Origin of the sequence: Sphingobacterium sp. 1.A.5, assembly GCF_002734235.1 — a bacterium.
Classification (GTDB): domain Bacteria; phylum Bacteroidota; class Bacteroidia; order Sphingobacteriales; family Sphingobacteriaceae; genus Sphingobacterium; species Sphingobacterium daejeonense.
Window position 1 is genome coordinate 88,772 of sequence record NZ_PEBA01000064.1, and the last position, 20,547, is coordinate 109,318.

A 20,547-nucleotide genomic window follows, 5' to 3' on the forward strand; every position below is an offset into this window, starting at 1 on the left:
CTCCATGTGGAACGTGATATAATACTTGGAAAGAATATTCCAGATTACAAATAAAAATTTTGGATGCCTATTCTCCAAATTTGACTAGGCAATGCCAAGTGTATTTGGCCAATTGAAAGGAGTCCTTGAACTTTGATTTCAGCTTTTTATTGGATAATGCTTTGCCGAGGATGTAAGCATTTATTTTGTTCTCTTCGGCAATATATTCAGCGAACTCAAATGTTTCAACTCCCCTGAAGTTATTTGGGAAATTATTCAGGTCTATAGAATATCCTTGGTTCCAGATCAATGAAATATCAAATTTGTCGCAAAGTTCATGAATCCTATTTTCCAATTCAGTTCCTTGATAGGAAGGATCTACCACAAGTGTGGAAACATCCTTTTGAAGATCTACTTGCTCATGAATTTGGCTCTCAATATAAAAGTCCAAGTTGTGTGAAAGCATATTGTGCAAAGTATTGGATTCAAGGAAGTGATTCGTCTTGTCGTAAAAATCTGTAAGATTTTTATAGTAGAATCCAAGGGCAGAATTCCTGGTGAAAATATCATGATACAACCGTGCATATACTTGGATAAGGTTCTGGATTGTTCCTCTTTCTTTTGGAAGAAGATAGGAATCTCCATATGTAAAAGTGCACTTGGATTTTATCTCAGGGTAAGTGATAAAATAACAAGAACCAAACCTCGGAGAGGCTCCGTCACTTGTGCCAGTCAGATTTAAAGCTCCATATTTAGGACGGTCTTTTGTGCTTGAACCAAAAAGATTATTGAATAATTTATTTTCCCATTTATCCCTGTCGCCACCAATTTTAGCACTCAAGCTTCCTGATGATACTTGGGTCTGATATTGATTAAGATATTCCCCGGTTTGTATTAAGCCGTCAATAATTTGAGAGCCATCTTTCAAATATCTGTCAGGATGGAAATGAAGATTGACACAAGCTTTATCAACCAAATTCCTGTTGAAAGATTGATGTTGTTCTTCAGAAAGGTTCGAAAATTTTAAAATCTCCTGAATTTCTTCTATCTCTTTTCCGGAATTATATTCTAATTGTTGATTTAACTTCTCAAAAAACCTTTCCATAAAGCAATATTTTTAAATAAACTAGATTTATAAAGATAGAAAAACGATAGGATTAATTCGGAATGCCTTCAAAAACAAAATTTAATGATGATTATCATTTATGCTGATAAATCTTTCCGTATATTTGGCGATAATAATTTAAGACATAAAACAATTTATAGGTTTTGAAACGTTTCTGCACATATTTTCTTTTACTTGCATTGACCTTACAATCGTTCTATCGATGTTTTATGACTATGGATTATGAGATCCATTTACCTGAATACATTGCCCAATGTATCAATAAGGATCGACCAGACCTACACTGTAACGGTCAGTGTGTTCTGATGAAAAAAATAAAAGAACAGGAGAAAGAAGACTCTAAAAAGAACTTGATCATCTATGAATATAACTCGCTATATGTTCATAAATCTCAACCTGTTTTTGATTTAAAAGTAACTAAAGAGGAAATTGTAGAAACACATTTCTCTACTTATTTAGTTGATTATAGATTCAACCACCATTCATCGGTTTTTCGCCCTCCAATTGCCTAAACTATTCCTTAAAAGGTTGAATAAACAATCCACTCTAGTTTAACTTTCATTTTCTGAAAGCAACAAGAGTAAATTTCCTATTTATTCACCTCCAATCCCAAAATTTATTATTTAAGAATCAATTGATTATCAATTCATTTTAGATGAAAAGATTACTAATATTTCTTGCAGCTATGTGCTTGATGTTGGCGTCCTGTACAAAAGCGAAGACTGACTATGAAGGAGAAATTAAGCCTATAACACCAGGTGAATCTGGATTTAAAGAGGCTATTTTAATAAAAGATGCTGGTTACGAAATCAGTATATTAACAGAGAACGGAGCCTTTTATAAAGGTTATAATGAGTTAAAAATAAATGTTGTAAATGCTCAGTCAAAAAAGAAAGTAAAAGCAGCCGAAGTTTCGCTTTTGCCAATATCTACTGATGCAAAAGGGAGTAAATTTTCTGGTCCACATTTATATAATTTGAAGTTTAATGAATCCGACGAAAGCTATTCAGGATATGCCGTGTTTCCAGAAGTAAGTGCAAATCAATTTACTTGGAAACTATACCTCAAAATAAATGAGGCGGCAAAAATTGTCAAGGTAAATAAAGAAATAAAAGTACAAGAGCAAACCAACAAAAACTTAAATATGACATCCTTTATTGGCAATGACAACGAGCAATATTGGATCGCTTTAATTTCACCTCGAAATCCAAAAGTTGGCGAAAATGATATTGTCGCTGGAATTTATAAATATAACAAGCCTAATACAGCCATAGCAGCAGAATTTCCTGACGAAACTCAATTTTCTTTTTCTGAAGCGAAGGATTATGTCCTTCAATTAGATCCGAGGATGCCCGAACCATCCATGGGAAATCACTCTTCACCCAATAATAAGGATCTCATACAAGGAGATGATGGCCTCTACCATGGTGTAGTGAACTATACCATGACAGGAAACTGGACCTTGAATTTTATCATGCAAAATCAGGTTGGTAAAATCTTGAAAGGTACAATAGTTCCAACCACTTTCACACCAGGTGTGGAAGGTGTAAAAAGTGAGTTGCACATTGATATTTTATTCTGATAGTCATGAAGAGAATTAGTATAACCTTAATAGTTCTATGCATTGGAATAAATGTGAACGCACAACAAACAGACGTTCAGAAAGATACCGTAGAAAAAATTGAAGAGGTAAGGGTTAAGGGGTTTATCAAAAGGAAAATCCAAACCGACCTTAAAATGGCAGTATCTGTCGATGAATATTTAGCTTCCTCAGACAATATCAGTTTCATTAAAAGAGGAGCATACGCATGGGAGCCATTGCTGAACAACATGAGTTCGGAACGATCAACCATAACGATTGATGGTATGCATGTCTTTGGAGCTTGTACGGATAAAATGGATCCCATCACATCCTATGTTGAAAGCAATAATCTATCTAGCATCGATGTGACATCAGGTCAAGAAGGTTCCATGCATGGCGCAACGGTAGCCGGAAGTATCGACCTGAAAAGAAAAAGTACTTCCTTTTCAGAACAAAAGACTTGGTCTGGAGCCTATCAAACAGGCTTTGAATTTAATAACAAGCAATATTTCAACCTTGGTAACCTTTCATATTCAAGTAATCGTTTTGTAGCTGACGGAAGTATTGCTTTAAGAAAAGCTGGGAATTACTATGATGGTCATGATCATGAAGTAAACCATTCTCAATATAACAAACTGAATGCCTCATTAGGTTTAGCCTATAAAACGAATGAGCTTTCCTCGATTAAAATAGATGCAATTTTTGATCGAGCAAAAGATGTTGGTTATCCTGCGCTGCCTATGGATCTATGGCTCTCTAGAGCTATTATTACTTCTGCAGCCTATAAACAAATGTTTGAAAAAGGGATAGTAAAAGTGTGGGATACGAAGCTGTATTTTAATGCCATAGAACACTATATGGACGATACAAAACGACCTGAAAATTTGGTTCACATGGATATGCCCGGATGGAGCAATACCTATGGATTGGTTTCCAAGGTAAATCTTAAAAACAATCGTTTCAGTTCGGAAATTCAATTAAATGCCTATGAAAACCTTTCTATTGCCGAAATGACCATGTACCCTCAAGATAGGTCAAAAAAAACAATGTTTGCATATAGTTGGCCTTGGGTTACCACCCGATTTGCAGGCGTTTCTATCAACAACTCTTGGGAATTTAATGACTTTTCACACTTGAATTTTGGAGGTACGTTGAGCTGGAATTATAATAAAGTAAAATACCCTGAATTCAATTGGATCTTTCACCCAGGGACACCCCAAGAGAAAAACAGGGTGTTGCCAGGATTGCATGCAAGCTATCATCTTTCTTTGAATCAATTCGAGTTTTCCGTTGGCACAGGCTATGGACATAGAGCTCCCTCAGTTTCAGAAGGATATGGATATTATATCTATAACAGTTTCGATAGATATGATTATATCGGAAACCCAGACCTCAAAAATGAAATATCATATGAAGCGAATGCTAGTGCAGGCTATAAAACTGAAAAGTTGACAATTGAAGCTAAGGTCAATTATTTCTACATAAAGGATTATATCGTTGGAAAAATCTTGAGCTTGGGAAGTCCCATGAATTATCAGTCAGTAGGAGTGAAGGGATATACATCTTTGGATCATGCCAAGCTTTTTAACTTCGCCTTGAATGCCAATTACGATATCTTGGAGCATCTGCATTGGAAAGGAACTTTGACCTATGCAAAATCTCAAGATCATAAAGGTGGGAATTTACCCTTTATCAGGCCTTTGAGTTATATGACATCCGTGCATTATATGCATCAAAACTTTGGAATACGGGCTTCTTTGAATGGAGATCTGGAGCATAAGGATTTCAGCCCTGAATATGGAGAAGATCAAACTCCAGCATATACCGTATTTAATGCCTCTGCCGATTATTCCATGCCATTTCGACAATATAAGGCATCCGTACAGATTGGTGCAGAAAATATATTTAATAAATACTACAGTACCTATGCAGACTGGGGAAATATCCCAAGAATGGGAAGGAACATGTTTGTGGCTTTGAAAATAAGTTTTTGATAGGGATGAAACAGTTTGTAAGTGTTTTAATGATGTTTTTGTCTTTGCTGATAGGTTTTCAGCAAACCATCATTTATACGCACTTTATACTAAATCAAAAACAAATTGAGGAACAATATTGCATCAATAAAAATAGGCCAGCTTTGAACTGTCATGGTCACTGTTTCCTGAAGAAGAAACTGGAAAAGGCACAAAATAAAAACGACAAAAAAAACTTGCTGCAAAACTATAAAAAGGTAGATCTGTATGCTGCGGTGTATTTCGAATTGTTGCCAAAGTCTCTTTCAGTAAATATTAATAAAAACTATTCTTCTTATAAAGATAAAACCTATAAAGAACCTGAGCTAGAGATATTTATTCCACCACCACTATATTGTTAAAATACCGATTGAAAAACTCAATTAATAAAAATTCAAAATTTAAAAATAAATATCAAATGAAATTATTATCAAAGTATTTAACTCTAATATTAGCCGTATCAATATTAACTTCTTGTAGTAAAGAGGACAGTGAACAAGTTGCCAATGAAGTAACTCTGCATTTCAACAATACTTTCAAAGGAAAAACCATTGTATTGGGTGATGCTACTTCAACTGCAGCAACAAAAAATACATCAGCGGCTAATCAAATTCATCATTTTTCAGAATTAAAGTACGTAATCAGTAATATCAGATTGATCAAAGACGATGGAACAGAATTGCCTTACAATATCAACAACCTAGACAATGGTGCGACGGTAATTGATCATTCAAAAGTACAGACCTTGGATTACAAATTAACAAATATCCCGGTAGGAGAGTACAAGGAAATTAAATTCGGTTTAGGTGTTAAAACTGATTTAAATAAATTGGATGAAACCAGGTTTCCAGCCTTTTATAGTCAAGCTGGAGCAAACGATACTAAAATGCATTGGGAATGGGGTACAGGCTACCGATTTGCCAAAATCGAAGGTTTCTATGGTACAGACAATAAAACCCTTTCCATCCATACCGGTAGCACCGTAGCGGGCAAGAAGGATGATGAATCTACCTATAAACAAGGAGTGGATGCCTACAGAGATATTACCTTAAAATTGCCTCAAACAGCATCGGTCAGCAAGAAATCTCCAAAAATAACCATTGATGCTGATTTTGATAAATTATTGAGTGGAAAAACAAATACCATAACCTTAGGTGCCGGAAATGCTACGCCAAGTTTACATACAGCAATGGAAATGGTAAAATTTGTAGACAACCTCGGTGGAAACGGAACTAGCGATCTTTCTGGAATATTCTCCATCAGTAAAGTAGAAAATTAATAAACAAAGGATGTGGTCGTCATTCATTAAAATGACGACCATATCTCTTTCATTCATGAAAAAGATATTATTTATATTAAGCGTTTTCATTCTTCTTATTGCTTGTAAAAGAGATGAGGTGGACCTACCTGTGTCCATTGATAATCCAGAAGTTCCGTTGAACTTACCTATTGGATTTCCAAAGGTCAATAGTGCGGTTTTGGATAATAGGCCAACTAAATACGGAGTCCAGTTGGGGGAAAAATTGTTTAATGAAAAAAGGTTAAGCGGAAACAACACGATTTCATGTGCGAGTTGTCACAATCAATCAAATGCTTTTGCAGATAATAATCCAAAAGCTATTGGCATCTATAATCGAGTTGGACTGCGTAATACTCCTCCAATCCAAAACCTAGCTTTTATGGAATTCTATAATTGGGATGGAAATATCCTTGAACTAGAAAATCAACCCTTGGTTCCCATCATCACCCATGAAGAAATGAATTCCTCAATTCTAGAGGTAATTGGCAAATTAAAGGTAGATAAAGATTATGCAGACTTATTCTTCAAGGCGTTTGGGGATTCGGAAGTTACTGCTGAAAGAATCTATAAAAGTATAGCTCAATATGCTTATATGTTGGTTTCAGCTAACAGTAAATATGATAGGGTGAAAAGAAAACAAGGGGAGAAGTTTACAGATTCAGAAGCAAGAGGCTATGCTGTATTCCAGCTCAAATGTGCCAATTGCCATAGCGGTGAATTATTTACAGACCAAAGCTTTAGGAATATCGGATTCCCATTAAACCCTAGTTCTGAAGAAGCTGGGCGAGCGAGGGTTACTGGTAAATTAGAAGATTATATGGCATTTAGGGTTCCTTCCTTGAGAAATGCCGAGTTTACTGCACCATATGGTAGCTTTGGACAATTTCCCACTTTAAAGGCAGTGTTGGATTATTTGGATGCTGGTGTTGAAAATGCAAGCAACCTAGATCCTGTATTGAAAAATAAAGGAAATAGAATAGAAATGACTGAAAGCGAAAAATTAGATATTATATCTTTTATCAATACATTGAGTGATAAGGATTTTGTTGGTAATTAGAAAAAACCAAGTATAGCGTAAAAGATTGAAAAAATAAAAGGGAGGTCAAAAACCTCCCTTTTATTCAATATATTCCATTGTTAATCTATAAGTTTCGTAAGAAACTCTGGATTCTCAATATCTGCCAATGTTGAAGTTTTCTCCAAAATAGGAGCATACTTAACTCTAGCTTTCGTCCACCTGCTTAATTTGATGTTATATTCTCCTCCCATCATATTAAAATAACCTGCATCTGAAGGAGTATTATAAGGTATATTGTTGTTATTCGATCCTGAACGATAAAAGGGTTGTTCTTTTAAAGAAACTGGATTGATGATATCATAAAAATCTGTATTGGCAATTCGATAACCCAAACCATTACCAACTAGACTCCCGCCTGTAGCTACGAAAATGACATCTTCAGGAATAGACTGTTCTGTAACTTCTGTTCCTTGAAAAATGGCTATTCCATAAGCGTTACCACTGTTTGCTAATAAGTTGCTTGTTTTATTGCCAAATCCTTGACCATCATTTCCAGCATAGTCATATGAAGTAATCCAATTCGCATCAGCGATACTAGTTGATCCAGTACTCATTATCAATTTTTTTGAACCACCCACATAAAACAAGGTTCCTTTCTTTGCGAAACCACTGGTCAAATTGAATTTATAAGTACGCATACCTCCTGTCGCCCATCCTTTTCGAGGAAATCCGGTCGGAGTAGATGCATTGGCATTATTTGTTGTCACGACTGAGAATGGAGTCTTGGAGAAATCAATATCTTCAGTTGCCATAAACTGAATATATTCGTTGTTTGAATCCGTTCCTTTAGGGTCATTTGTCCATCCGGTAATGATGGCTTTTGGAACTTTGTACTCTGACTTAAGTTCCACCAAATCACTCTTTTTCCTCAATCGTTGGTATCCTATAACACTATCCTGAACTGTCTTAGTGAAAATAATACCATAGTAATTTGCCATTTTATATTGAGGCAAATTCGCGATAGAAGATGAAGCATCTGTTGTTAATGTAATGGTTCCAAATCCATCATTAATTGTTTGGTCCCCAGAGATTACCTGACCTTCTGTAGGGCTATATTCATAGCCTCCTTTAACAATAGCAACCAATGTGCTTTCATAATCATATGGTTTTGCAGCAATTCTTGCTGTATTGGTCATCGTAGCAAAGACTGTTTTCCCAGATGCTACTTTTTGAATTTTATCAATGGTGATGTTTTTGATTTGAAGTACATCATCCACTCGGTCAAGTTCTGCTCCGTCTATATTGATAACCAGTGAATCTCCAGGTACAAAATCTTTTGCCTGGGAACCCAATGGTATAGCGATTCCTCGCAAAAGATCCAGCCGTTGAGCGTCTTGAACAATTAATAATCCTTCAGGAATGTTGCCTGCAGAATGGTCAGAAATAACAGTTGCTGAAATATTGTTGGATCCTCCCAATGACTCCACATTTAAACTGACTGGCGAACCTTTATATAAATTGCGTACATCATAGATTCCAATCGTAGGATTTACTTCTCCCCCAGGGTAGTTTGTGTCAGCACAGCTTGCCGTAATGCCCAACAAAACCGCAAATCCAATTATTTGTTTTATAATACTTTTCATGTCAATAATTTCTTTTGATTAAGGTTTTTGCCACCACATTTTTGTATTGATTTCATCTGCTCCTTGACGCGCCACAGCTTCTCTGTAACTTGTTGGATTGGAAGATTGAACATAAACAGGATACTGCATACGGGCAGGCATCTCGCCATTGTTCTTTAAGCCTTCTCCCTTCGGAAGAATCGGGTGTCCTGTTCTTCGATATTCAAACCATTGTTGCAAATCCACTAAGAATAAAGCGAAATATTTTTGTTGGTGTATTTTTTCCATCTTCTTGTCAAATGATGCTGCAGGATCCCAAGCTACATCAGAAGCAGCTAAATGTTCTTTAATATCATCTGCCCATGTTGGAACCCAGAGCTTAATGGAGTTTTCAGCTCCAGAGTAAAATGGAACACTGGGATCTCCCGTAATATAACCTTTTAACATAGCCTCAGCCTTGATAAATTCCACTTCAGCAAAATTCATGATCATGCCGGTCAATGGTTCTTGTTGGATGCTGTTTACTCCATTATTTTGGTCTGCTGAGTAGAAATATGACATCTTCGAGTAATCTTCACTTCCTGCAGCATATCCACTCGGAACGCCAACAAAATTTCCAGAAACTGGAGCGATACCCCAACGGTTTACTCCGGAAGTTCCGTATTCCGGAATATTCAAGCGAGGATCGTTTGTGTCTCTAAGAAAATCAATAAAATATTCTGCTATAGCCGTTGCCCTAAAATCTTGTACACGAGTGGACATGAATGGCGAAATAAATACGCCCTCTCCAGTCCATCTTAAAATCGCTGATTCCTCGTTGTTTGATATAACTGGGTAATTCGAACTGTTTGTTTCTAATATTTCCTTAATTTTCCCTACAGCATATTCTTTCATTTCAGCTTTATGAGCAACTCGCAATAACAAGCGTAAGTACAAAGAATTTCCAAATTTTCTCCATTTAGCCACATCTCCAGCAAAAACAGGGTCCACTGTTGCATTTATTCCCGTATTTGCTTTCAAAAGATTGTTTGCGGTATCCAGCTTTGCAAACATATCCGCATAGATATCTTTTTGAGCATCGAATTTGGGTTCAAATAGCAAGGAATCTCTTCCCTGAGTAGATTGGGAATATGGAATGTCGCCATAAGTATCTGTAAGGATAGAATAGGTCCAAGTTTGTAAAATCAATGAAATTCCTTGGTAAGATGGATTTAAAGTTAATTCATTCGCTGCTTTAGCATACATGTCTTTATAATTCGACATATTCAAGAAATGGCTGCTCCATAGGTAATCAGACCAACTTCTTCTGAAATCATACCTGAAGACCTTATATTCTCCATCGCCGATAGAAACAGTTACTTGCATCAATTCATTGTTAAATCCTCTGTTTCGGTTCATATTTGCCGAAACCGTCTGCATCAAAGCATGGGTCATGAATTGTTCAGGATATGCTTCTGTTGTTTTGGTGGGATCTATATTGAGCTCATTGAACCCTTTGTCACAAGATACTAAGGTCAAAACACTCAATAACCCAAGTATAAATATATTTTTCAGTTTCATAATTTTCAAATTAAAAGCCTACGATAAGGTTAAAACCAAAGGTGCGTGTTGAAGGGAATTGTGCGATTTCAAATCCTTTGACAATATCACCACCATCAAGTGTTCCAAATTCAGGGTCAAATGCCGGCCATTTTGTCCATATAAATAGATCACGACCATAAACTCCAATCGTAGCACGGTTAATGCCTAAACGTGATACCAGGTTCTTACTTAATGAATAGTCTAAACGTGCTTCCCTAAATTTGATGAAGTCAGTAGGGAAGGTGCTGCCCTCAGCATTGTCCTGTCCAAAATGTGATCTATAATATTCATCGATATTTTTAGCAACAACATCATTAGGACGGAAAGTGCCATCTGCATTCTGGATTACACCGTTACCGATCATACCACTATATCTGCCTGGCAACGTGTTGACTGTTTTACCTTGTTCTGCAAGTTTATAATGGGTCAAAGAATGTCCAACGCCACCCCATTGTGTGTCAAACAAAACATTTAAACGAAGTCCTTTATAAGAAAAGCTATTTCCAAAAGAAGCTTTTCCTTTAGGGATCGTATTCCCTAGATAAACAACTTGATTAGTCAATTTGGCATAACCTGTCGATTCATCGTAAATTACCTGACCATCAGGCGCTCTTAAATATCCGATTCCATATAGATCCCCTAAACTTCCACCGACCATACCCACAATCTGACCAGATCCTACTGATCGTTGTTGAAGAACAATTGAGCTGTCCGTTAATTGTTTGATTTCATTTTTATTGGTTGTGAAGGTTAACATCGATGACCAAGTGAAGTCATCCTTTTTTACTTGATCCGTATTTAAGCTGATTTCCAATCCTTTATTTTCTACTTCACCAAAGTTCACCAAGAACCTGCTAACACCAGATGCTGGGTCAACGAATCTATATAAGTGTTGGTCCATAGAATTAGCTTTATACCATGCGACGTCTAATTTTATGCGGTTCTTTAACATACGGATATCCGTACCGAATTCAAGAGATGTCGTGCGAAGAGGACGAATTAACGGGTTAACTAAGCTAGTAGGATTTGATAAAGCTCCTCCGATTAATGAATTTGGGTTTTCATAAACAAAAGAAGTTTGATAAGGTCTCTGAACTCCAGATCCTGTTCCAGCAAATGATGCCCTGATTTTACCGAAATTGATGAATTCTGGTAATTCCCATAGTTTAGAGAACACAAAACTACCATTGATCGACGGATAGAAGAAGTTTAATTTCTTATCTGGGTAATAGATTGTAGCTAGCGTACTGGTCCAGTCCATACGAGCTGTCGCATCAAGATATAAGAATTCCTTGTAACCTGTTGTGATCAACCCATAGATACTGTTGGTTTCAAACTTTTCTATAATTTGTTTTGTTTTAACACCATATCTAGCGTTTCCATGGTTGTAGACTCCTGGATAAAATAAACCATCAGAGGTTAATTCATCTCTTCTGTATTCGTTACGAAGTGTACTTCCACCCGCCGTAACTGAAAAGTCAAAATCTTCATTGATTTCTTTGTTATATCTAACCAAGAAATCTAGATTTGTTTCTCTTGAAAATACCGATTGACTACGGTAAGAACCTTCACGCAATCTGGAACCTGCATCATAGGGGCGATTTTGATTTCTGTCCTCTGTTGACATGTCCATTGCAGCCCGAACCTGAGCCATTAGATTTGGAGAGAACTGATAGCTTGCCTGAGCGTTACCGGTGATGGTATGCCTGTTGTTGGCATTAATGAATTCATAAGAAATGGCATATGGATTCTCAGGATAAGTACTGAATGGATAGGAAATCTTACGATCTTCTTCACCATTTACCCAGTAGTTCCGTAGCCAATTGATATCTGCGCTAGGTTGCCAAAAAATATACCAGTACATCAACGATTGATTTCCATAACCTGAACCAGGTAAATTGTCGGACCAACGGTTGTTGTAGTTGATTTTCGAATTGATTGTTAGTTTATCAGTAACTTTTGAATTAACCGAAAGGGCCAATGTATTGCGTTTATAACCTGTATTTGGTACAATCCATTTGTTCTGAACGTTGGTAGCTGAAAATCTTGCAGTAGTTTTATCAGTGCTACCATCAATGGAAACAGAGTTTGTGAATGTACGGCCGACATCAAAGAATCCGTTGACTCCATTCTTGCCGTCATATGCTCTCCAAGGAGTTCGCGACTCCCCAACTTTCTGTGTCAAGGGGTCCCATTGAAAAAATTCTTGTCCATCGAACTTAGGACCATATGCAGAACTCGTTCCACTTGTACTTCCACCATCAACCGTACTTCCAAATGAATAATGAGCAGCACCATCAAGACCCTGACCATATACGTATTGCAGTTCAGGAGAACGGTTCATGGATTCAAAAGAAGTATTTGAATTCACTGTTATCCCAATTCCCTTTGATTTTTGAGTTCCTGATTTTGTAGTAATGATTACGGCACCATTTGCGCCCCTTTGCCCATAAAGTGCTGCGGCTCCAGGTCCTTTGAGGACGGTAATACTTTCTATATCTTCCGGATTGATGTCATCCATACCGGAGCCATAATCTACAGGCATATTATCAGATCCCGTTCCATAAGGACTGTCTGAACCTAGTGCAGAACGACGTCCAGACCCGCCATTAATAATTACTCCATCAACAACAATCAAGGCTTCATTTTCACCCGTTAGATTGTTCTCACCTCTTAAGATAATTTTAGTTGAACCTACAGGTCCTGAATTGGAGCGCATTAAGTTGACACCTGCGACTTTACCAGATAGTGCATCCATCCAGTTGTTGGATAATGCCTCTGTAAGTTGTTCCCCTTTCACAGTACTTGCAGCATACCCTAAGGCTTGTTCCTCACGTTTTATGCCCAGTGCTGTAACAACAACTTCTTCGATAGATTCATCAACTTCCGTTAATTGGATGGTGTAGTTGTCTTTTTCTGCCTTAAAAGAGGTAGCATTATAACCAATCATTTTAATGCTTATCGTTGATCCTTTTAATACAGAACCTTGGAATACACCATTTGAATTGGTAAAGCCAATAGCTTTGTTATTGTTCATGATGTTAACTCCATTTAAAGGATTTCCTGTCTTTGCATCAACGACTGTAATTTTAACATCAATAACTTCCTGAGCGGAAAATTCTGACATCGGAAAATGACTCAGATTTGCTCGAGCATGCGTAGTGTAGGAGAGACCGAGCATCAACAGGAGTCCTAACTTGCTAATTTTTGTAAAATGATTCTTCATTAAAAAATTTAGTTAATAATATCAAACAGTTAATTATTAAAATACTTTTGGTCTGCAAACATTAGAAAATAACTACATTGCGGTTTTTTGAATGGTTTGATTTACCACCTTAAATCCAGTTAAATTTTAAATAGTTGGTATTGAACTATTTTAATTTTCAATTAGTGCTGTTTGTTGCACTTCTTGTGAACTGCATTGCGCAAAACTACAATTGGAATGTAAATTCTATGTTAAGAAAATGTTGAATAATTAATAAGGTTTATAATAATTTAATTGATTCTCTGACTAAAAATAAGAAATGTGTTTTAATATTTAGGAAGTTTACTAAAAATTTTAATTTAATATTGTTAATTTTTCTTTCGTTTTGTTAAATAAATATGGATTTTAATAGGGGTGGGATGCTATTTTATGCTAATTTTTCTTTATTAAAATATTTATATCAAATAAAATTAAATTGTAATAAAAAAGGGAATGGAGTAACCTGTGAAGTAATGATGCATAAAGACGCAAATAAGGAAAATGCAAAAAAAACCTTTATCTCTCATTTTTGAATCTGTTGGAATCATTTGAAAGATAAAGGTTGGTTTATTTTAAAGAAAGGATGTCTATCTTATTTTTTCTTCAACAAGATTGTAAAGTGTCTCAATATTTCTGATTCCCATACGATTTCCAATCCCGATTTAATTTCATCTCTACGGTCGAAAATGTTTTTCAGAGCGACAGCGACATAATCTAAATGTTTGTAGGTATAAGTTCTCCGAGGAATAGCTAAACGGAGAAGTTCCAATTTAGGGAACCGATCTTGTCTAGTTTCTGGGTCGCGATCTGCCAATAGTGTTCCAATCTCTACACCTCTCACACCAGCTTCCTTATATAGTTCTATAGCTAAGGTTTGAGCTGGATATTCTTCCCGAGGGACATTGGTCAGAAAATTCAAAGCATCCACAAAAACGGCATGTCCACCGATCGGTTTCTGAATAGGAATTCCATATTCTATTAATTTGTTGCCAAGATATTCGACTTGATCAATCCTAGCCTTCAAATAGGGTAGTTCCGTCGACTCCAATAAACCCTGAGCCAAAGCTGCAAGGTCACGTCCTGCCAATCCTCCATACGTAATAAAGCCTTCGTAGATAATGCCCATATTGCCACAAGCGCGGTATAACTGTTCATTGCGCATGCCTAAAAGTCCTCCAATATTAACGAGTCCATCTTTTTTTGCTGACATGGTAAATCCGTCCCCATAAGAAAACATTTCCTTGACAATATCCTTGATGCTCTTGTCTTGGTATCCTTCCTCTCTTTCCTTAATAAAATATGCATTCTCAGCAAATCGAGCAGCATCGAAAAAAACGGGAATTCCATATTTATCTGAAAGTGCTTTTACTGAAATAATATTCTCCATAGATACTGGCTGACCACCCGATGAATTACAGGTAACAGTAATCATACAAAAAGGGATGTTTTCTTTTGGATGCGCCTTGTAAACTTCCTCTAATTTTTTGAGGTCTATATTTCCTTTAAAAGGGTGCAAATCATTGATATCAAAAGCTTCATCTATTGTACAGTCAATTGCATGTGCTTTGCGAAACTCAATATGTCCTTTCGTCGTGTCAAAATGTGAATTCCCAGGAACTACATTGTTTTCTTTCACTAAGATGCTGAACAAGACATTTTCGGCAGCACGTCCTTGATGAGTAGGAAGAAAGTAAGGAAATCCTAAGGTATTCCTGACCACTTCTCTCAGTTTCAAATACGATTGAGATCCGGCATAGCTTTCGTCACCCATCATTATTTCTGCCCATTGCCGGTCAGACATGGCTCCCGTTCCACTGTCGGTCAGCAAATCAATAAAAACTCGGTCACTTGCTAAGTTGAATAAATTATTGCCTTCCTCATCGATCCATTTCTCTCTTTGCTCGCGGGTAGACATGTAAATTTCTTCAACCATCTTCACCTTATAAGGCTCTGCCCAGGGTAATTCCATAAAATTTATTTTTGGTTATAAAACGAGATTAAATTAACATATTTCTAATAATAAAAGATGAAATTTCGTTTAAATGTATTTTTTGTAAAAAATAGAGAGATGTATTGCAAAATCATATTCCTAAAATGGCAATTGTATGAAAAGTTCAAATTCTATTTTTCACTCTTTTTGCATATTTTAGGAATACATCCTAAATAAATAATTACAATTATAGAAGTCATTCCTATGAGATCATTATTACTTTCCTTGTTTATTGTTGTGTTTGCAATGGAAACATTTGGACAAACTCCTCTGAAACTTGCCATCGCCGGGCTCAGTCATGGTCATGTAGATTGGATCTTTAATCGTAAAGACAAAAACGATGTGGAATTGGTAGGGATATATGAAACAAATCCTGAATTAATTGAGCGTTATTCGAAGCGATATAACTTAGATAGATCTATGTTTTTTACGGATCTGGATCAAATGTTGGAACAAAAGAGACCTGCTGCAGTATCGGCATTCGGTGCCATTAGTGAGTATGTTGATGTAGTAAGAGCTTGCGCTCCCCGGAAAATCCATGTTATGGTAGAAAAGCCTTTGGCAACTTCCTTGGCTGACGCAATTGAAATCGAGGATTTGGCCAACAAATATAACATCCATGTGTTGACTAATTATGAGACTTCATGGTACCAGAGCAACCAAGAGATCAAAAATTTATTGGAAACAGGCCAGTTAGGTGAAATCCGAAAAGTAATGGTTAATGATGGTCACCAAGGGCCAAAAGAAATTGGTGTAAGCAACGAGTTTTTAGAAATATTGACAGATCCAAAAAAGAATGGGGCTGGAGCCTTAGTTGATTTTGGATGTTACGGTGCCAACTTGATGACATGGCTATTAAATGGAGAAAGACCTAATTCAGTAACTGCCGTTATTCAGCAGAACAAACCTGAGATATATAAAGATGTTGATGATGAAGCAACCATTGTTTTGCAGTATCCAAAAGCACAATGTATCATTCTGGGTTCTTGGAACTGGACTTTTTCAAGAAAGGATATGGAAGTTTACGGCAATAAAGGATATGCTATTGCTGTAGATCCAACCACATTGAGATCTAGATTGCAGGAAAACAAACCGGAGGAGATCCATAAGCTTCCACCAAGACCTGCACCTTTCAATGATCCATTTTCATTCCTAGCAGCGGTTGTAAATGGAACTTTCAAAATGCAGGAATTCGATCAATATGGATTGAAAGTGAATGTAATCGCGGTTGAAATATTGGAGGCCGCAATGAAATCCGCAAAAGAGAAAAAAACGGTTTATTTAAACTAAAATTCAGTCAAATAACTTTAGCGATTCCCTTCGAATCTAACCAAAAGCCTCAAAACTTATTGTTCTGAGGTTTTTGTAGTTAAAATTATATTTGTGTTTTTTGATCGTTATTAGGCTCCTCCGCTGGTAGCAATTCTTTTTCTTTGTTTTTATTTCCGATAATCCACAATACTGCACCAACGACTACAAAGGCGATTTTTATGCCCCAAGCGGTGCCTTCGCCCCAATTGTAAATCCATAAAAGAAGTCTTGGAACAGCATTGAAAAAATTCATAATAATGGCTAACAAACCATAAATAAATAAAATTGAACCGATACTTTTCATAATCTTAAGTTTTAATTTGGAATTCCGAAAAAGAACCTGTCTTCGGGTATTTTTTGATTAAATAATTTTAAAATTCACCAATAAGAATAAATAGATGTTTATAATTTAAATATTAAATTAAATAAAAAATATTTATCAATTATATTAAATTTTATAATTGTTCAATTTTATTCTGAATATTTTCTGGTTGATTTTGTATTAATTTTATATTAATAATCTGTTTGATTTGTTCGAAAAATATATATCCCCTTATATTTATAGTTTGAAAAACAAAACCTTAAAAAATGAAATCAACCTATTTAACAAAACCTAGTAATTGTAACAACCTCCTTGTCCTTATGATTTTTTTATTTGCATTTATCCCTGAAGGATTTTCTCAGAAAGCTGAAGTAAAATTATTTGCACATAGAGCAGGGGCTCATGAGTATGATGAGAATACCATCTCAGCCTTTAAGGCAACTTATGAAAAAGGAATGCGAGGTTACGAAACGGATGTAAGATTGACGAAAGATGGTCAACTCGTAATTTTTCACGATGATAACCTTGAAAGAATAGTTGGAATTAAAGGAAAGATTGAGGAAATGACTCTTGAAGAAATCAAAAAACTAAAAACGAAAAAAGGAAATCCAATACCGACTCTCGATGAGGTGGTAGAATTCTTTAAGGATAAGCCAGGGGTTTACATTGAGTTTGAGATGAAAACCAATAAACCGATGTATTCGGAGGAAGATTTACAAAAATATTGTGATCAGCTCTATGAGAAAACATATTCAAATAAACCTGCTGGGTCAGATTACCTTTTAACGTCTTTTGATAAAAGACCTTTGCAATATTTGAAAAAGACTTATCCAAAGGTAGACATGCTTTTTATTAAAGGTGAAGGCTTGACGCAAAAAGTGGTTGATGAAGCTAAAGAATTAGGAATCAACAGAATTGGAGCCAGCGTACATGGTACAACTAGAAATATGGTGATCGAAGCAAAGAAACAAGGAATAACGGTGAGCTTATGGCCAGGGAGGTCAATTGACGATTTCCTTTTGGGAGTATATTTAGGTAGTGACTATTTATGTTCTGATGTGCCAATTGCGGTAACAGAATGGGTGAAAGAAAATGCCCCTGAAATCAAATTGAAATAATATAAATGGAAAAGCGAATTTCGGTTTCGCTTTTCCATTTATATTTTATTCGCAGACTGATTCTATGGCAGAGAATTCATTTGCTAAATGTTTAAGATATTGCTGATGATAATTATTTATCCTTTCAGCAGTTGCATTTTTTTCAACATCGTGCAAATGGAAACCAGGGATTCTTTCCATTCCTACAAATTGATTCATTTTATGGAAGCCATATAAGATGCCATTATCTACAGATATTTGATCAAAGAATTCTCCTTCCAATGTAAAAGCGGTATCTGGAGCATTCCATGAAGTGGTGGCCATATATTTTTTCCCATGCATTAAGCCCCCTTTTCCGTAATTTATTGCTGTGTTTTTTCTGCTTCTACCATCGCTAAAGTACATTCCATTTTGATGGCCAGCATTGAATACCTCATCAATATAAAATTTAAACTTATTCGGAACTTGAAACCACCAAATAGGCATATGATATACTATGATATCTGCCCATTTGAAATTTTCCACTTCTTCTAGGGGGTCAAATTTATCATTGATGTCTGTTACGCGTACGTCATAACCATTTTGTTGAAAATAATTGCGCGTCCATTCTGTTATACTGCGATTTAATGCTCCACCTGAATGTGAAAAGACTTGTCCTGCATTGATTATAAATATGTTCATATTTCTATCATTATAATTTGTGATATGACAAAGTTCTATTACTTTTATGTATATTTAAAATAATTTAAGTTTGGTGTTTATATAATTAATATTATAGTTATGCGATGGAATTTAGAGTGGCTACGAACATTTAAAGCTATTTATGAAACAGGAACTTTGTCTGCTGCGGCTCAAGAATTATTTATTTCTCAACCTGGAGTTAGCCTTCATCTAAATTCCTTAGAATCGTTTACAGGAACAAAACTGTTTGACAGATCAGCAAGAAAAATGGTTCCTACAGAACGAGGTAAGATTCTTTATAATTTTATCCTTGAACCTTTAGGTAAATTGGAATTGGCTGAGGAGCAATTTCATAAACGTTCTCAAACTGAGCGCGCTACCATCTCTATAGGTATGTGCTTTGAAACCTTTCAGTATACATTGGAAGAACATGTAACAGAATTGCCTTTTAATTTGATAATCAAATTTGGGGAATATGAACAAATGCAAGAAGATTTGGACAATGGGTCATTGGATTTGATTGTTTCTTCGCATAAAGGAAATCAGAAGAATTTGGAATATGAGCCATTTTCTAAAGAAAGAATTGTTTTAGTCGCTGGCAATAAAACTGACACAATTGAATTAGAAAATCTTTTAAATTCTGGGAAGCTAAAGGAGGCTTCTGCTTGGCTGAAGAAACAGTTGTGGTATAGTACGGCTGCGGATATGGCTCACCTTAAACACTTTTGGATGAAGCATTTTGCTGAACATACTGATTTTAGCCCCAATTATATCGTCCCGAATATTTCTTCCATAATCCGTTGTCTTGGGAATTCTGAAGGGTTTTCCGTAGTTCCTGATTTTCTTTGTCAAGATGCTCTGGAGTCAGGAAAAATAAAACTGGTATATGAAGGAGATGACCCTCTGGAAAATATCCTATATTTTGGAACCCGGAAAAAAACTATCTATAAAAAAGAAATAGAAAAACTAGAAGAACTGTTGAAAGAAAAATGGTAAAAACATAAGTTGAAATTTTTGAAAACGTTTTGAGATTTGGAGGGTATGTTTTGAGTTTATGAATTTTTTTGTTAACTTATTTTAGATAAAGCTAATTACAAGACTGTTAAAAGCGGGTTTTTTGGAATCCAAAAAGAAAGGAGTAGAGCTTTGACTTTAAAATTGAAAGAAATTGACACTCATATTGAAGCAATAAAAAGCTGTGAGTTTCATAAAGTAAAAGAGTATTATAGAAAGAATGGTGTTAATAAAACCGATAGATTTAATAGGACATTATTATTAAATGCTGCACTTTATGGTGAGCCGGAACTAGTAGAGTGGGCCATTCGGCAGCATGCAAACCTTAACCATCAAGATAAAAAAGGACTCAGTGTTTTACATATTGCTGTAGAAAGCAATCAACTAGATTTGGTGTCGTTATTACTTAAATCTGGAATTGAAGTTGATTTACAGGACCATTTTGGTAATACTGCTCTATGGCGAGCTATGATGGATAACGTAGATATAAATATAATATCTCTATTACTGCAGTATCGTGCTAACCCAGATTTGAAAAACAATTATGGTATTTCTGCGAGAGATCTTCTTTGCGACGAAAATAAAAATTGGGAAATCTTAAAGAAAATATTTGAAGAACCGGTATCTTTTGGCAATTAAATTTCTTTTAATGCTATTGGATAATTCAA

The 20,547-nt window shown here is 35.8% G+C and carries 17 protein-coding genes; 10 read left to right on the plus strand and 7 right to left on the minus strand.

Annotated elements, in window-relative coordinates; genetic code table 11:
- Positions 1-67: 67 nt before the first annotated feature.
- Positions 68-1,084, minus strand: coding sequence for a DUF3626 domain-containing protein (locus CRT24_RS18310; protein ID WP_099372548.1), 1,017 nt, complete (start codon positions 1,082-1,084; stop codon positions 68-70).
- Positions 1,085-1,314: 230 nt separating this feature from the next.
- Here CRT24_RS18310 and CRT24_RS18315 point away from each other — a divergent pair, with 230 nt between their 5' ends.
- The 6 genes from CRT24_RS18315 to CRT24_RS18340 all read left to right on the plus strand — a co-directional run bounded on the left by CRT24_RS18315 (position 1,315) and on the right by CRT24_RS18340 (position 7,056).
- Positions 1,315-1,617 (plus strand): hypothetical protein, encoded by a 303-nt coding sequence (locus CRT24_RS18315; RefSeq protein WP_099372549.1) that lies wholly within the window; start codon positions 1,315-1,317, stop codon positions 1,615-1,617.
- A gap of 143 nt (positions 1,618-1,760) precedes the next feature.
- The gene (locus CRT24_RS18320; RefSeq protein WP_099372550.1) at positions 1,761-2,687 is read left to right on the plus strand and encodes a hypothetical protein; all 927 of its coding nucleotides are present in this window, start codon (positions 1,761-1,763) and stop codon (positions 2,685-2,687) included.
- A gap of 5 nt (positions 2,688-2,692) precedes the next feature.
- Entirely contained in the window at positions 2,693-4,681 is a 1,989-nt protein-coding gene (locus tag CRT24_RS18325) for a TonB-dependent receptor (protein ID WP_099372551.1), read from the plus strand.
- A gap of 5 nt (positions 4,682-4,686) precedes the next feature.
- Positions 4,687-5,061 (plus strand): hypothetical protein, encoded by a 375-nt coding sequence (locus tag CRT24_RS18330; RefSeq protein ID WP_099372552.1) that lies wholly within the window; start codon positions 4,687-4,689, stop codon positions 5,059-5,061.
- 56 nt (positions 5,062-5,117) lie between these two features.
- Positions 5,118-5,978, plus strand: coding sequence for an MbnP family protein (locus CRT24_RS18335; RefSeq protein WP_099372639.1), 861 nt, complete (start codon positions 5,118-5,120; stop codon positions 5,976-5,978).
- Positions 5,979-6,033: 55 nt separating this feature from the next.
- A complete protein-coding gene (locus CRT24_RS18340; RefSeq protein ID WP_099372553.1) occupies positions 6,034-7,056 on the plus strand; it encodes a cytochrome-c peroxidase in 1,023 nt (340 codons plus the stop codon).
- An 80-nt stretch (positions 7,057-7,136) separates the two neighbouring features.
- Here the strand turns inward: CRT24_RS18340 and CRT24_RS18345 are convergent, their stop codons facing one another.
- The 4 genes from CRT24_RS18345 to CRT24_RS18360 form a co-directional block, all read right to left on the minus strand.
- A complete protein-coding gene (locus tag CRT24_RS18345) occupies positions 7,137-8,660 on the minus strand; it encodes a DUF5689 domain-containing protein (RefSeq protein WP_099372554.1) in 1,524 nt (507 codons plus the stop codon).
- A gap of 18 nt (positions 8,661-8,678) precedes the next feature.
- Positions 8,679-10,199: a SusD/RagB family nutrient-binding outer membrane lipoprotein gene (locus CRT24_RS18350; RefSeq protein WP_099372555.1), complete on the minus strand. Its 1,521-nt coding sequence runs from the start codon at positions 10,197-10,199 to the stop codon at positions 8,679-8,681.
- Between the two features lie 10 nt (positions 10,200-10,209).
- On the minus strand, positions 10,210-13,446 hold the full coding sequence (locus CRT24_RS18355; protein ID WP_099372556.1) for a SusC/RagA family TonB-linked outer membrane protein: 3,237 nt from the start codon (positions 13,444-13,446) through the stop codon (positions 10,210-10,212).
- 610 nt (positions 13,447-14,056) lie between these two features.
- Positions 14,057-15,433 carry a tryptophanase gene (locus CRT24_RS18360; RefSeq protein WP_099372557.1) on the minus strand — a complete coding sequence of 459 codons (1,377 nt, stop codon included), beginning with the start codon at positions 15,431-15,433 and terminating at the stop codon, positions 14,057-14,059.
- A gap of 225 nt (positions 15,434-15,658) precedes the next feature.
- Here CRT24_RS18360 and CRT24_RS18365 point away from each other — a divergent pair, with 225 nt between their 5' ends.
- On the plus strand, positions 15,659-16,744 hold the full coding sequence (locus CRT24_RS18365; protein WP_099372558.1) for a Gfo/Idh/MocA family protein: 1,086 nt from the start codon (positions 15,659-15,661) through the stop codon (positions 16,742-16,744).
- An 85-nt stretch (positions 16,745-16,829) separates the two neighbouring features.
- Here CRT24_RS18365 and CRT24_RS18370 read toward each other — a convergent pair whose 3' ends face one another.
- Positions 16,830-17,069 carry a hypothetical protein gene (locus tag CRT24_RS18370; RefSeq protein ID WP_099372559.1) on the minus strand — a complete coding sequence of 80 codons (240 nt, stop codon included), beginning with the start codon at positions 17,067-17,069 and terminating at the stop codon, positions 16,830-16,832.
- 338 nt (positions 17,070-17,407) lie between these two features.
- Here CRT24_RS18370 and CRT24_RS18375 point away from each other — a divergent pair, with 338 nt between their 5' ends.
- On the plus strand, positions 17,408-18,205 hold the full coding sequence (locus CRT24_RS18375) for a glycerophosphodiester phosphodiesterase (protein WP_099372640.1): 798 nt from the start codon (positions 17,408-17,410) through the stop codon (positions 18,203-18,205).
- 45 nt (positions 18,206-18,250) lie between these two features.
- Here the strand turns inward: CRT24_RS18375 and CRT24_RS18380 are convergent, their stop codons facing one another.
- On the minus strand, positions 18,251-18,865 hold the full coding sequence (locus tag CRT24_RS18380; protein WP_099372560.1) for an NAD(P)H-dependent oxidoreductase: 615 nt from the start codon (positions 18,863-18,865) through the stop codon (positions 18,251-18,253).
- Between the two features lie 99 nt (positions 18,866-18,964).
- Here CRT24_RS18380 and CRT24_RS18385 point away from each other — a divergent pair, with 99 nt between their 5' ends.
- Together CRT24_RS18385 and CRT24_RS18390 are read left to right on the plus strand one after the other, a co-directional pair.
- Complete coding sequence (locus tag CRT24_RS18385; RefSeq protein WP_099372561.1) at positions 18,965-19,861, plus strand: LysR family transcriptional regulator; 897 nt, start codon at positions 18,965-18,967, stop codon at positions 19,859-19,861.
- Between the two features lie 162 nt (positions 19,862-20,023).
- Positions 20,024-20,518 carry an ankyrin repeat domain-containing protein gene (locus tag CRT24_RS18390; RefSeq protein ID WP_180269170.1) on the plus strand — a complete coding sequence of 165 codons (495 nt, stop codon included), beginning with the start codon at positions 20,024-20,026 and terminating at the stop codon, positions 20,516-20,518.
- Positions 20,519-20,547: the final 29 nt, after the last annotated feature.